Annotated in this window: 12 protein-coding genes; 9 read left to right on the top strand and 3 right to left on the bottom strand. The window is 61.9% G+C overall.

What is annotated here, in order from left to right; translation table 11 throughout:
• Positions 1 to 17: 17 nt before the first annotated feature.
• The 3 genes from dapC to map are packed head-to-tail and all read right to left on the bottom strand — an operon-like array spanning position 18 to position 4,771.
• Positions 18 to 1,214: a succinyldiaminopimelate transaminase gene (gene dapC / locus ACTJJN_RS20060; protein ID WP_012053545.1), complete on the bottom strand. Its 1,197-nt coding sequence runs from the start codon at positions 1,212 to 1,214 to the stop codon at positions 18 to 20.
• 30 nt (positions 1,215 to 1,244) lie between these two features.
• On the bottom strand, positions 1,245 to 3,947 hold the full coding sequence (locus ACTJJN_RS20055; RefSeq protein ID WP_003252283.1) for a [protein-PII] uridylyltransferase: 2,703 nt from the start codon (positions 3,945 to 3,947) through the stop codon (positions 1,245 to 1,247).
• A gap of 41 nt (positions 3,948 to 3,988) precedes the next feature.
• Positions 3,989 to 4,771 carry a type I methionyl aminopeptidase gene (gene map, locus ACTJJN_RS20050; protein WP_003252286.1) on the bottom strand — a complete coding sequence of 261 codons (783 nt, stop codon included), beginning with the start codon at positions 4,769 to 4,771 and terminating at the stop codon, positions 3,989 to 3,991.
• A gap of 346 nt (positions 4,772 to 5,117) precedes the next feature.
• Between map and rpsB the strand changes: the two genes are divergently transcribed.
• The 9 genes from rpsB to bamA form a co-directional block, all read left to right on the top strand.
• Positions 5,118 to 5,855, top strand: coding sequence for a 30S ribosomal protein S2 (gene rpsB / locus ACTJJN_RS20045; protein WP_003252287.1), 738 nt, complete (start codon positions 5,118 to 5,120; stop codon positions 5,853 to 5,855).
• Positions 5,856 to 6,040: 185 nt separating this feature from the next.
• Entirely contained in the window at positions 6,041 to 6,904 is an 864-nt protein-coding gene (tsf, locus tag ACTJJN_RS20040) for a translation elongation factor Ts (protein ID WP_003252290.1), read from the top strand.
• 181 nt (positions 6,905 to 7,085) lie between these two features.
• Positions 7,086 to 7,829 (top strand): UMP kinase, encoded by a 744-nt coding sequence (pyrH, locus tag ACTJJN_RS20035; RefSeq protein ID WP_088513366.1) that lies wholly within the window; start codon positions 7,086 to 7,088, stop codon positions 7,827 to 7,829.
• On the top strand, positions 7,826 to 8,383 hold the full coding sequence (gene frr / locus ACTJJN_RS20030; RefSeq protein ID WP_003252296.1) for a ribosome recycling factor: 558 nt from the start codon (positions 7,826 to 7,828) through the stop codon (positions 8,381 to 8,383). The genes pyrH and frr overlap by 4 nt, the downstream gene beginning before the upstream one ends.
• A 15-nt stretch (positions 8,384 to 8,398) precedes the next feature.
• On the top strand, positions 8,399 to 9,154 hold the full coding sequence (uppS, locus tag ACTJJN_RS20025; protein WP_003252299.1) for a polyprenyl diphosphate synthase: 756 nt from the start codon (positions 8,399 to 8,401) through the stop codon (positions 9,152 to 9,154).
• Positions 9,154 to 9,969 carry a phosphatidate cytidylyltransferase gene (locus ACTJJN_RS20020; RefSeq protein ID WP_003252301.1) on the top strand — a complete coding sequence of 272 codons (816 nt, stop codon included), beginning with the start codon at positions 9,154 to 9,156 and terminating at the stop codon, positions 9,967 to 9,969. Before uppS ends, ACTJJN_RS20020 begins: the two co-directional genes overlap by 1 nt.
• Positions 9,966 to 11,156 (top strand): 1-deoxy-D-xylulose-5-phosphate reductoisomerase, encoded by a 1,191-nt coding sequence (gene ispC / locus ACTJJN_RS20015; RefSeq protein WP_088513367.1) that lies wholly within the window; start codon positions 9,966 to 9,968, stop codon positions 11,154 to 11,156. The genes ACTJJN_RS20020 and ispC overlap by 4 nt, the downstream gene beginning before the upstream one ends.
• 71 nt (positions 11,157 to 11,227) lie before the next feature.
• Positions 11,228 to 12,580, top strand: a complete 1,353-nt coding sequence (gene rseP, locus ACTJJN_RS20010; protein ID WP_026031852.1) for an RIP metalloprotease RseP — start codon at positions 11,228 to 11,230, stop codon at positions 12,578 to 12,580.
• 73 nt (positions 12,581 to 12,653) lie between these two features.
• Positions 12,654 to 13,918 (top strand): outer membrane protein assembly factor BamA (bamA, locus tag ACTJJN_RS20005; protein WP_440781554.1); only part of this gene is annotated, 1,265 nt, incomplete at its 3' end.

The following is a 13,918-nucleotide window of genomic DNA, read 5'->3' as shown; positions in this document are numbered from 1 at the left end:
GCCCGCGAAGGGGTTGATCAGCTGTTTTGCAGGAAGGCGCGAATCCGCTCGGCCGCCTCGATGCATTCGGCCAGCGGTGCAACCAGTGCCATGCGCACGCGCCCGGCACCCGGGTTCACCCCATCTACTTCACGCGACAGGTACGACCCCGGCACCACGGTCACATGCTGGGCTTCGAACAGGTCGCGGGTGAACTCGGCATCGTCGCCCGGTACCTTGGCCCACAGGTAGAAACTGCCGTCCGGGCGTTGCACGTCCAGTACCGGCTGCAGAATATCCAGCACGGCATCGTACTTGGCTCGGTATTGGTCGCGGTTCGCGCGCACATGCGCCTCGTCCTGCCAGGCAGCGATGCTGGCCAGCTGGGTTTGCACCGGCATCGCGCAGCCGTGGTAGGTGCGGTACAGCAGAAACGGCTTGATGATCTGGGCATCGCCCGCGACGAAGCCCGAGCGCAGCCCAGGCAGGTTGGAGCGCTTGGACAGGCTGTGGAACACCACGCAGCGCGCAAAATCGCTACGGCCAAGCTCGGCGCATGCCGACAGCAGGCCAGGCGGTGGCGCGTCCTCGTCGAAGTACAGCTCGCTGTAGCACTCGTCGGCGGCGATCACGAAGTCGTGTTCGTCAGCCAGGGCAATCAGCTTCTTCAGGGTGTTCATTGGCACCAGCGCACCGGTAGGGTTGCCCGGCGAGCACAGGAACAGGATCTGGCAACGCTTCCACACCTCGGCCGGTACGGCGTCGAAGTCCGGGTTGAAACCGTTGTTTTCCAGGCACGGCAGGTAGTGCGGGGTGGCGCCGGCCAGCAGCGCTGCGCCTTCGTAGATCTGGTAGAACGGGTTGGGGCTGATCACCAGGCCGTCATCGGCGCGGTTGACCACGGCCTGGGTGAAGGCGAACAGCGCTTCCCGGGTGCCATTGACCGGCAGGATGTGGCGGTCGGCGTCCAGCCAGCCGGCTGGCACGCCAAAGCGTCGTTCACACCACTGGCCGATGGCCTGGCGCAGGGCTGGCAAACCAAGGGTGCTCGGGTAAACCGCCAGCTTGTCGAGGTTGTCGGCCATGGCCTGGGCAACGAACGCCGGCGATTCGTGCTTCGGCTCACCGATCGACAGGGCGATGGCGCGTTTGTCCGCCGCAGGCTTCACACTGCCCAGCAGGGCGCGGAGCTTTTCGAACGGATAGGGCTGAAGCTGGGTCAAGGCATGGTTCATCGGCGCAAGGTCTCGTCAATCGTCTAATCGTTAAAAGGTCACGCGGGTCTGGCTGGTGTCGCTACCTTGACCGGCCTGCAGTTGCTGCACGATGGCTTCCTGCAGGCGGCTGCACAGCTGCGGGTCTGACAGCGGCTGGTTGTCGGCATCGGTAATGAAGAACACGTCTTCTACCCGCTCACCGAGGGTGGCGATCTTGGCGTTTTGCAGTGAAAGGTCGAACTCCAGGAAGATCCGACCCAGCCGGGCCAGCAGGCCTGGGCGGTCTGGCGCGGTGATTTCGAGGATGGTCACCGGGCGCTGGGCATCGTTGAGGATGGTCACTTGCGGCGGGAAGTCGAAGTGCTTGAGCTGCCGCGGCACCCGGCGCTGGATGATGGTCGGGTAGTCCTCGGGGTTGCGCAGCGCTTCTGTCAGGCCGTCGCGAATCTGCTTGACCCGCTGCGGGTTGTCGCCGATCGAGCCGCCGTCGTTGTCCAGCACAATATAGGTGTCGAGGGTGAACTGGCTGCTCGACGTGATGATTCGTGCGTCGTGGATGTTCAGGTTCAACTGCGACATGGCCGCCACCGTCACGGCGAAGAAATCGTGCTGGTCGGGGGCATAGATGAAGATCTGCGTGCCGCCTTCGAACTCGCGCTGGGTGGTTTCCTTGATCAGCACCAGCGGCCCGCCATCGGCCGGTTGCTGCAGGATCGCATCCGTGTGCCAAGCCACGTCGGCGGCCGTGTGCTTGAGGAAATAGTCATCGCCCAGTTGCGCCCATAGCTGCTCGACGTCATCCGGGTCGGTGCCCTCGCGCACCAGAATATCCAGCGCTGACGACTGGGTCTGGCGAATCTGCTCTTCGCGGTCCAGCGGGTTTTCCAGGCCGCGGCGCAGGGCGCGCTTGGTTTCGGTGTACAGCTGGCGCAGCAGGCTGGCCCGCCACGAGTTCCACAGGCTCGGGTTGGTGGCGTTGATGTCGGCCACGGTCAGTACGTACAGGTAGTCAAGGCGCGTCTCGTCGCCCACGTGCAGGGCAAAGTCGTTGATCACCTGCGGGTCGGACAAGTCCTTGCGCTGAGCGGTGGTCGACATCACCAGGTGGTTCTGCACCAACCAGACGATCAGGCGGCTGTCCCAGGCCGGCAACTGGTGCCGTTCGCAGAACTTCTGCGCGTCCACTGCACCGATTTCCGAGTGGTCGCCCTGGCGACCCTTGCCAATGTCGTGGTACAGGCCGGCCAGGTAGATCAGCTCGGGTTTGGGCAGGCGCCCCATGAGCTTGCTGGCCAGCGGGAATTTCTCGGAAACCGGCGTGTATTGCAGCTTGCGCAGGTGCTTGATGAGGTTGAGGGTATGCGCGTCGACCGTATAGATGTGGAACAGGTCATGCTGCATCTGCCCGACGATCAGGCCGAACTCTGGCAGGTAACGGCCGAGAATGCCGTAGCGGTTCATCCGGCGCAGGTTGCGGTGGATGCCGATTTCGCACTTGAACAGCTCGATGAACAGGCTGGTATTGCGGATGTCGGTGCGGAACGTGTCGTCGATCAGGTGGCGGTGTTCGCGCAGCAGGCGCACGGTATCGGCACGCACGCCTTTGATCTCGGGGTGTTGGGCCATCAGCACGAAGATTTCCAGCATGGCGAACGGCGTGCGTTTGAACACGTTCGGATGGGCGGCCTCGATGTAGCCGTCATGCAGGCGGAACCGCGCGTTCAGCGGCTGGGTGCTGCCACTTTCCTCATCGGCGAGGATAACCTCTTCGAAGTGCTGGATGATCAGGTCGCACAGTTGGCTGATGCTCATCACCACCCGGTAGTACTGCTGCATGAATTGTTCGATCGCCCGCTTGGGGTTTTCATCGCTGTAGCCCAGCAGCGTGGCGATGCTGCGCTGGTGGTCGAACAGCAGGCGGTCTTCGGCGCGTCCGGCCAGCATGTGCAGGGCATAACGGACTTTCCAGAGGAAGTCCTGGGACGAAGCCAGCAGTTCATTCTCGCTTTCCAGCAAGAAGCCTTCGCCGGCCAGTGCATGCAGGTTGAGCGTACCGTACTGGCGGCGGGCCACCCAAAGGACCGTCTGGATGTCACGCAGGCCACCTGGCGAACCCTTGACGTTGGGTTCGAGGTTGTACTCCGTGTCGTTGTACTTGTGGTGGCGGGCCTTGAGTTCGGCGCGCTTGGCCAGGAAGAACTCCTTGCTCGGCCACATGTGCGCGGTGCTGGTGACTTCCAGCATGCGCTGACGCAAGGCCTCGGGGCCGGCGATGGTGCGGCTTTCCATCAGGTTGGTGATTACCGTCAGGTCGGCGCGGGCCTGTTCGGCGCACTCGTCTACGGTGCGCACGCTCTGGCCGACTTCCAGGCCAATGTCCCACAACAAGGTCAGAAAGCGCTCGATGGCGTCGCGGTACTGCTCGTGCTCGGCAGCGCCCAGCAGAATCAGCAGGTCGATGTCCGAGTGCGGGTGCAGTTCACCGCGCCCGTAGCCGCCCACCGCAACCAGGGCGATGCCGCTCTGGTCGCCCCAGTCGAACTGGTTCCACGCCTGTTGCAGGATATTGTCGACGAGCCAGGCGCGGGCCTCGATCAGCGGGCGGATGTCGCTGCCGGCGCTAAAACGTTTGTCGAGCACCTCGCCGGCCAGGCGGATGGCTTTCTTGAAGGCGGCGATGGGGCTCGCCTTGAGGGCCAGTTCCGCCTGGAACTGGCCACGGTCGAACAGCTCGGGGTCCACCTGGGGCATCGCGTCACGTTCCTGTCGTGGGGTGGCCTGTCGGAGTGCGGTCAGGCCGAAGTGCGCGGGATGGTGTCGTCCTTGCGCAGGGTGAAGATCTCGTAGCCAGTCGCAGTCACCACCAAAGTGTGTTCCCACTGGGCCGAGAGCTTGCGGTCTTTGGTGATGGCGGTCCAGCCGTCGCCCAGCACCTTGGTGTCGGCCTTGCCTTGGTTGATCATCGGCTCGATGGTGAAGGTCATGCCTTCCTTCAGCTCCATGCCCGTGCCCGCGCGGCCGTAGTGGAGGATCTGCGGCTCTTCATGGAACACCTTGCCGATGCCATGACCGCAGAACTCGCGCACCACCGAGAAACCGTTCTTTTCCGCGTGTTTCTGGATCACTTCACCGATGTCGCCCAGGCGGCAGCCCGGCTTGACCAGCTCGATGGCCTTGTACATGCATTCCTGGGTGACCTTGGACAGGCGCTCGGCCCAGACCGGCACGTTACCGACGTGGAACATGCGGCTGGTGTCGCCGTGGTAGCCGTCCTTGATCACGGTGACGTCGATATTGAGCGTGTCACCGTCCTTGAGCGGCTTGTCGTTGGGGATGCCGTGGCAGACCACATGGTTGATCGAGGTGCAGATCGACTTCGGGTAGCCCTTGTAGTTGAGCGGTGCCGGGATGGCCTGCTGAACGTTGACGATATAATCGTGGCACAGGCGGTCGAGCTCTTCGGTGGTGACGCCGGGCTTGACGTGTTCTTCGATCATTTCCAGCACTTCGGCGGCCAGGCGGCCAGCGATGCGCATCTTCTCGATGTCTTCTGCGGTCTTGATGGTGACGGTCATTACAGGCTCTCTACGGCGCCGTGCACGGCGCGAACAAACGGGAAAGGCCGGATTCTAGCAGAGCAGGGCGCCGATCGGTCGGGATAAAGGCGGCCATGCTGTTGTCTATAGCTGGCATTCTGGCGCGAAAGCCGGGGTGCTGCAAAAAGTGCTGACAGACGCAACAGTATCCGGGTTCCGTTCGCTCGCGGTCTGTGGTATAAAATGCGCCGCTTTCGGGGACGACCCCGTCAGCACTTAACCCACACACGTGTCGACACGATGACCTGGGTGCCCCGAGTTGCAGAATTCGCGGGTTGGTCATTGGGATACGTGGAGGCCCAACCCGACTTATCAAGGAACTATCATGTCCCAAGTCAACATGCGCGATATGCTGAAGGCCGGTGTGCACTTCGGCCACCAGACCCGTTACTGGAACCCGAAAATGGGCAAGTACATTTTCGGCGCGCGTAACAAGATCCACATCGTCAACCTGGAAAAAACCCTGCCAATGTTCAACGACGCTCTGTCGTTCGTAGAGCGCCTGGCCCAGGGCAAGAACAAGATCCTGTTCGTCGGCACCAAGCGTTCCGCCGGCAAGATCGTCGCCGAGCAAGCAGCTCGTTGCGGTTCGCCGTACGTTGACCACCGTTGGTTGGGCGGCATGCTGACCAACTACAAGACCATCCGCGCTTCGATCAAGCGTCTGCGCGACCTGGAAACCCAGGCCGAAGACGGCACTTTCGCCAAGCTGACCAAGAAAGAAGCCCTGATGCGCTCCCGCGACCTGGAAAAACTGGATCGCAGCCTGGGCGGCATCAAGGACATGGGCGGTCTGCCAGACGCTCTGTTCGTTATCGACGTTGATCACGAGCGCATCGCGATCACCGAAGCCAACAAGCTGGGTATCCCGGTTATCGGCGTTGTCGATACCAACAGCAGCCCGGAAGGTGTTGACTACATCATCCCAGGTAACGATGACGCCATTCGCGCTATCGAGCTGTACATGACTTCGATGGCTGACGCAGTCATCCGCGGCCGCAACAACGTTGCCGGCGGCACCGAAGTTTACGCTGAAGAAGCGGCTGCACCTGCTGCTGAGTAATAGGCGCTAGCGTCTACTTGGCACGCAAAAAGGGGGCTTTGCCCCCTTTTTGCCACCTTGAAATCCTGCTGTCAGCATCGGCCCCGCATCATGGGCCTGCTGAAATGAAAACAGCGGATTTGCAGAATTGAACGCCCGTGATTGACGGGTGGAATGGTTGAAAAACTTTCCAAGAGGATTTTGAAATGGCAGCAATTACTGCAGCGCTGGTAAAAGAACTGCGCGAGCGTACCGGCGAAGGCATGATGGATTGCAAAAAGGCCCTGGAAAAGGCCGGCGGCGACATCGAGAAAGCCATTGACGACATGCGTGCCTCGGGCGCCATCAAGGCCGCCAAAAAGGCTGGCAACGTCGCTGCTGAAGGCGCTATCGCCGTCAAGACCGACGGTACATCCGCCGTCCTGCTGGAAGTGAACTCGCAGACCGACTTCCTGGCCCTGCAAGACGACTTCAAGAACTTCGTGGCCGAAAGCCTCGAAGAAGCCTTCGCCCAGAAGCTGACCGACGCCGCTCCGCTGATCGCCTCGCGTGAAGCTGCTCGTGAAGCCCTGGTTGCCAAGTGCGGCGAGAACGTCAACATCCGTCGCCTGGTGCGCGTTGAGGGTGACGTTGTCGGTGCCTACCTGCACGGCAACAAGATCGGCGCTGTCGTCGTTCTGAAAGGCGGTGACGTGGAGCTGGCGAAGAACATCGCCATGCACGTTGCAGCTTCGAACCCTGAGTTCCTGGATTCGTCGGAAATCTCCGCCGAGGCCATCGAGCGCGAGAAGAATGTCTTCCTGCAGCTGAACGCCGACAAGATCGCCGGCAAGCCGGAAAACATCGTTGAGAACATGATCAACGGTCGTATCACCAAGTTCAAAGCCGAAGCCTCGCTGAAAGAGCAAGCCTTCGTTATGAACCCGGAAGTCAAGGTTGGCGAGCTGGCCAAGAAAGCCGGTGCTGAAATCGTTTCCTTCACCTACTTCAAAGTAGGCGAAGGCATCGAGAAGCCAGTCGACGACTTCGCTGCTGAAGTTGCCGCTCAGGTCGCTGCTGCCAAGCAGTAAGACAGCCCCGTCTGTCGCCCCAAAGAGGCTGCCCGCTCACGCGCGCAGCCTCTTTGTCAAAACGGGGAGGGGTTTATACGACTCCCTCTTCGCTGGCACCGAAGCGGTGCCACGCTACAGTTAGCAGGCTGCAAACAGCCCGCACGAATTTTCTAAAAGTACGCCGCAGGAGAGACTCGCAATGGCTCAGCAGGTGAGTGGTCGCCAACCTCGCTATAAACGCATTTTGCTCAAACTTAGCGGCGAGGCCCTGATGGGCTCGGAAGACTTCGGGATCGACCCGAAAGTGCTGGATCGCATGGCGCTTGAAGTTGGCCAGCTGGTAGGGATCGGCGTCCAGGTCGGCCTGGTGATCGGTGGTGGCAACCTGTTCCGCGGCGCCGCGCTCAGCGCAGCCGGCATGGACCGCGTCACGGGTGACCACATGGGGATGCTGGCTACCGTGATGAACGGCCTGGCCATGCGCGATGCGCTGGAGCGCTCGAACATCCCGGCCCTGGTCATGTCGGCCATTTCCATGGTGGGTGTCACCGATCATTACGATCGCCGCAAAGCTATTCGTCACCTCAACTCCGGGGATGTGGTAATTTTCTCCGCCGGTACCGGCAACCCGTTCTTCACCACCGACTCCGCGGCCTGCCTGCGCGCCATCGAAATCGATGCTGACGTGGTGCTGAAGGCGACCAAGGTCGATGGCGTGTACACTGCCGATCCATTCAAGGATCCGCACGCCGAGAAATTCGATCGCCTGACCTACGATGAGGTTCTGGATCGCAAGCTGGGTGTGATGGACCTGACCGCAATTTGCCTGTGCCGTGACCACAAGATGCCATTGCGGGTATTCAACATGAACAAGCCTGGCGCCCTGCTGAACATCGTGGTGGGTGGCGCTGAAGGCACACTGATCGAGGAAGGCCAAGCATGATCAACGACATCAAGAAAGACGCGCAGGAGCGCATGGGCAAGTCCATCGAGGCCCTGTCCCGCAACCTGGCTGCAATCCGCACCGGTCGCGCTCACCCAAGCATCCTGGACAGCGTCAAGGTTACCGCCTGGGGCAGCGAAATGCCGCTGAACCAGGTCGCCGCGATCACCGTCGAAGATGCCCGCACCCTGAAGATCGTCGCTCACGACAAGAACCTCAGCGCTGCCATCGAAAAGGCCATCCTCACCTCCGATCTGGGCCTTAACCCGTCCAGCGCCGGTACCACCATCCGTGTCCCGATGCCGGCCCTGACCGAGGAAACCCGCAAGGGCTACACCAAGCAGGCCAGCGGTGTTGCCGAGGATGCCAAGGTAGCCGTGCGCAACGTGCGCCGCGACGCCCTGGCTGACCTGAAAAAGCTGACCAAGGACAAGGAGATCAGCGAAGACGAAGAGCGTCGCGCCGCGGACGAGATCCAGAAGCTGACCGACAAGTTCGTCGCCGAAGTCGATGCTGCCTTCAAAGCCAAGGAAAAGGACCTGATGGCCGTCTAAGGCCGGGGTTTTTTAATGGAAAAGACCAAGCCAGCGGCGCCGTCCTCGGTGCCGCGTCATGTCGCGATCATCATGGATGGCAACAATCGCTGGGCGAAAAAACGCCTGCTGCCCGGCGTGGCCGGGCACAAGGCGGGTGTGGACGCCGTTCGCGCGGTCATCGAAGTCTGTGCCAAATCCGGGGTCGAGGTACTGACCCTGTTCGCCTTCTCCAGCGAGAACTGGCAGCGCCCTGCCGAAGAGGTCGGTGCGCTGATGGAGCTGTTCTTCTCGGCGCTGCGCCGTGAGGCCAAGCGCCTTGACGAGAACAATATCAGCCTGCGCATCATCGGCGACCGATCGCGTTTCCATCCTGAGCTGCAGGCCGCCATGCGCGAAGCCGAGGCAGTGACCGCCGGCAACAACCGCTTCATTCTGCAGATAGCAGCCAACTACGGTGGCCAGTGGGACATCGCCCAGGCTGCCCAGCGGCTGGCGCGGGAAGTGCAAGCCGGGCACCTGCGCCCCGAAGACATCACCCCGGGCCTGCTGCAGACCTGTCTGGCAACCGGCGAGCTGCCGTTACCAGACCTTTGTATTCGCACCGGTGGCGAGCACCGCATCAGCAATTTCCTGTTGTGGCAGCTGGCCTATGCCGAGTTGTACTTCTCCGACCTCTACTGGCCGGACTTCAAACACGAGGCCATGCGCAATGCCCTGGCCGATTTCGCTTCGCGCCAGCGCCGCTTCGGTAAGACCAGCGAGCAGGTCGAGGCTGGAGCTCGTGCTTAATGCTTAAACAACGCATCATTACTGCGCTGATCCTGCTGCCGGTCGCGCTGGGTGGTTTCTTCCTGCTCAATGGCGGGGATTTCGCCCTGTTCATCGGCTTCGTAGTGACCCTCGGTGCCTGGGAGTGGGCGCGCCTGGCCGGGCTGATGGCCCAGCCGCTGCGCATTGCCTATGCTGCGGTGGTCGCGGGGGCGCTGATGCTGCTGTACATCCTTCCGGAACTGGCGCCCTGGGTACTGGGCGCTGCGGTGATCTGGTGGGGGCTGGCCACCTGGCTGGTGCTTACCTACCCGCGCAGCAGCGACCTGTGGGCCAGTGCTGCCTGTCGGTTGCTGATCGGCCTGCTGGTGTTGCTGCCGGCCTGGCAAGGGTTGGTGCTGCTCAAGCACTGGCCCCTGGGCAACTGGCTGATCCTGTCCGTCATGGTGCTGGTGTGGGCCGCCGACATCGGTGCGTACTTCTCTGGCCGGGCATTCGGCAAGCGCAAGTTGGCTCCGCAGGTCAGCCCGGGCAAGAGCTGGGAAGGCGTGTACGGTGGCCTGGCGGTCAGCCTGTTGATTACCCTGGGTGTCGGCATCAGCCGCGACTGGGGCTTTGGTCAGATCCTGCTGGGCCTGTTGGGCGCTGCGTTGCTGGTGATGTCCTCGGTGGTCGGTGACCTGACCGAGAGCATGTTCAAGCGTCGCTCCGGTATCAAGGACAGCAGCAATCTGCTCCCCGGGCATGGGGGTGTGCTCGATCGCATTGACAGCCTGACGGCGGCAATCCCGATTTTCGCCGTACTGCTGTGGGCTGCCGAATGGGGTGTGATGTGAGTCGCCCGCAGCGTATTACCGTGCTCGGGGCCACCGGCTCCATTGGCCTGAGCACGCTGGATGTGATTGCGCGTCATCCTGACCGTTATCAAGCGTTTGCCCTCACTGGCTATTCGCGCATCGACGAGCTGTTGGCCTTATGTGTGCGTCATCGCCCGGCATTCGCTGTGGTGCCGAGCACTGAGGCGGCGGTGAGGTTGCGTGCGGGTCTGGCTGCGGCCGGCTGCACCACCGAGGTGCTGGAAGGTGAGGCCGGGCTTTGTCAGGTGGCGTCGGCCGCTGAAGTGGATGCAGTGATGGCAGCCATTGTCGGTGCTGCCGGCCTGCGGCCCACGCTGGCAGCGGTCGAGGCCGGCAAGAAGGTGTTGCTGGCCAACAAGGAAGCACTGGTGATGTCGGGCGCACTGTTCATGGAGGCGGTGCGGCAAAAAGGGGCCGTGCTGCTGCCGATCGACAGCGAACACAACGCTATCTTCCAGTGCATGCCAGGCGACTACGCCCGTGGTCTGAGTGCCGTCGGTGTGCGCCGGATCCTGCTTACCGCGTCCGGCGGGCCGTTCCGCGAAACGCCGGTCGAGGCGCTGCTGGACGTGACCCCGGAGCAAGCCTGTGCGCACCCTAACTGGTCCATGGGGCGCAAGATTTCCGTGGATTCGGCCAGCATGATGAACAAAGGCCTCGAGTTGATCGAAGCCTGCTGGTTGTTCGATGCCGTGCCATCCAAGGTTGAGGTAGTGGTGCACCCGCAGAGCGTAATCCACTCGCTGGTCGACTACGTGGACGGTTCGGTACTCGCGCAGTTGGGCAACCCGGACATGCGTACGCCGATCGCCAACGCGTTGGCCTGGCCGGAACGGATCGATTCCGGGGTAGCCCCTCTGGACCTGTTCGCCATCGCCCGTCTGGATTTTCAGGCGCCCGACGAACAACGCTTCCCTTGCCTGCGCCTTGCGCGGCAGGCTGCCGAGGCCGGCAACAGCGCGCCTGCCGTGCTCAATGCGGCCAACGAAGTCGCGGTCCAGGCATTTCTTGAACGGCGCATCCGCTTCCCGGAGATCGCGGGTATGATCGAACAGGTACTCGACCAGGAACCCGTCGTACCGCTGCCGTCGCTGGATGCGGTATTTGCCGCCGATCAGCGTGCCCGGGAGCTTTCCCGTGAGTGGCTGAGGCGTCACGGCCGCTGATGCAGGCCCGCCAAGGTTCGTGAGGGGGCTGGGCAGGATGCCGGCCCGCTGAACATCATTCGGAGATGGACATGACAGCGCTCTACATGATTATCGGCACCCTCGTGGCGTTGGGTGTGCTGGTCACTTTCCACGAATTCGGTCACTTCTGGGTGGCGCGCCGCTGCGGCGTCAAGGTGCTGCGTTTCTCGGTGGGTTTCGGCACGCCGCTGCTGCGGTGGCATGACCGCCACGGCACCGAGTTCGTTGTTGCGGCCATTCCTCTGGGTGGCTACGTCAAGATGCTCGACGAGCGCGAAGGCGATGTGCCGCCGGCGCTGGCCGGGCAGTCGTTCAACCGCAAGTCGGTGCGCCAGCGTATTGCGATTGTCGCGGCAGGCCCGATCGCCAATTTTCTGCTGGCTATCCTGTTTTTCTGGGTGCTGGCGATGCTGGGTACCCAGCAAATCCGCCCGGTTATCGGCGCGGTCGACAGTGGCAGCCTGGCAGCATCTGCAGGGCTGACCGCAGGTCAGGAAATCGTTTCTGTAGATGGCAAGCCGACCAACGGTTGGTCGGCGGTCAATTTGCAGCTGGTTCGTCGTCTGGGCGAGAGCGGTACCTTGCAGATTGGCGTGCGCGATGAGGGCGCCAGCGCCGAGCGTCAGCTGCAGGTCAAGCTGGACAATTGGCTCAAGGGCGCCGACGAGCCGGACCCAATTCAATCCCTGGGGCTGCGCCCTTGGCGACCGGCGATCACACCTGTGCTGGCCGAGATCGATCCGAAGGGGCCGGCTGCCGCTGCGGGCCTGAAAACCGGTGACAAGCTGCTGGCTCTGGACGATGTGGCAGTGACTGAATGGCAGCAGGTTGTCGACCGCGTGCGCGCCCGCCCGGATGCCAAGGTAGTGGTGCGAGTGGAGCGCGATGGCGCTGCCCTGGAGCTGCCGGTGACCTTGGCCCGCAAGGGGGAGGGCAAGGCCGTCGGTGGCTATCTTGGCGCTGGCGTCAAAGGTGGCGAATGGCCTGCCAACATGCTCCGCGAAATCAGCTACGGCCCGCTGGATGCGGTGGGTGAGAGCTTGTCGCGTACCTGGAACATGAGCGTCCTGACCCTTGAGTCGCTGAAGAAAATGCTGTTCGGGGAGCTCTCGGTAAAAAACTTGAGTGGACCGATAACCATTGCTAAAGTGGCGGGCGCTTCAGCCCAGTCCGGCGTGGGGGATTTCCTGAATTTCCTGGCCTACCTGAGCATAAGCCTGGGGGTTCTTAACCTGCTGCCCATTCCAGTACTGGACGGGGGGCATTTGCTGTTTTACCTGGTCGAGTGGGCGCGCGGTCGTCCGCTGTCGGATCGGGTGCAAGGTTGGGGGGTTCAGATCGGTATCAGTTTGGTCATAGGGGTGATGTTGCTCGCCCTGATCAACGATCTGGGTCGACTATAAAGCTTCGCTCAATTGCGAACCTGCCGTTTTGTGACGGCAGGTTGTTTATTGCCAGTTGGAATAAAAGGACTTCATGAAACGTCTGCTGCTAACTGCGGTCATGTCCGCACTGATGATCGCTGAAGTTCACGCCGAGTCCTTCACCATCTCCGATATTCGCGTCAACGGCCTGCAGCGGGTTTCCGCTGGCAGTGTGTTCGGTGCCTTGCCGCTGAACGTTGGCGACCAGGCCGACGACCGCCGCCTGGTGGACTCGACTCGTTCCTTGTTCAAGACCGGGTTCTTCCAGGACATCCAGTTGAGCCGCGATGGCAATGTGCTGATCATCAACGTGGTCGAGCGCCCGTCGGTGTCGAGCATCGAGATTGAAGGCAACAAGGCGATCAGCACCGAAGACCTGATGAAGGGCCTGAAACAATCGGGCCTGGCCGAAGGCGAGATCTTCCAGCGTGCCACCCTCGAAGGTGTGCGTAATGAGCTGCAGCGCCAGTACGTGGCCCAAGGGCGCTACTCGGCCGAGGTCGACGCCGAGGTGGTGCCGCAGCCGCGCAACCGAGTGGCACTGAAGATCAAGATCAACGAAGGCACCGTCGCCGCCATCCAGCACATCAACATCGTGGGCAACAACGTATTCGATGATGAGACCCTGGGGCAGCTGTTCGAGCTGAAGACCACCAACTGGCTGTCGTTCTTCAAGAACGACGACAAGTACGCCCGTGAAAAACTCTCCGGTGACCTGGAGCGCCTGCGTTCCTACTACCTGGACCGCGGCTACATCAACATGGACATCGCCTCCACCCAGGTGTCCATCACGCCGGACAAGAAGCACGTCTACATCACCGTCAACATCAACGAAGGCGAGAAATACACCGTTCGCGACGTGAAGCTGTCCGGTGACCTCAAGGTGCCGGAAGACCAGGTCAAGTCGTTGCTGCTGGTGCAGCCGGGCCAGGTGTTCTCGCGCAAGGTGATGACCACCACGTCCGAGCTGATCACCCGCCGCCTGGGTAACGAAGGCTACACCTTCGCCAACGTCAACGGCGTGCCGCAACCAAACGACCAGGACCACACCGTCGACATCATGTTCGTGGTCGACCCGGGCAAGCGTGCCTACGTCAACCGCATCAACTACCGCGGCAACACCAAGACCGAAGACGAAGTGCTGCGTCGCGAAATGCGCCAGATGGAAGGTGGCTGGGCGTCGACCTACCTGATCGACCAGTCCAAGACCCGCCTGGAGCGCCTGGGCTTCTTCAAGGAAGTCAACGTCGAGACCCCGCAGGTGCCTGGCACCGACGACCAGGTCGACGTCAACTACAGCGTCGAAGAGCAGGCCTC

The organism is Pseudomonas sp. 22515 (genome assembly GCF_052044625.1).
Classification (GTDB): Bacteria; Pseudomonadota; Gammaproteobacteria; order Pseudomonadales; family Pseudomonadaceae; genus Aquipseudomonas; species Aquipseudomonas alloputida.
Note: the sequence above shows the minus strand (reverse complement) of the source record. Positions and strands in the feature narration are given on the sequence as shown.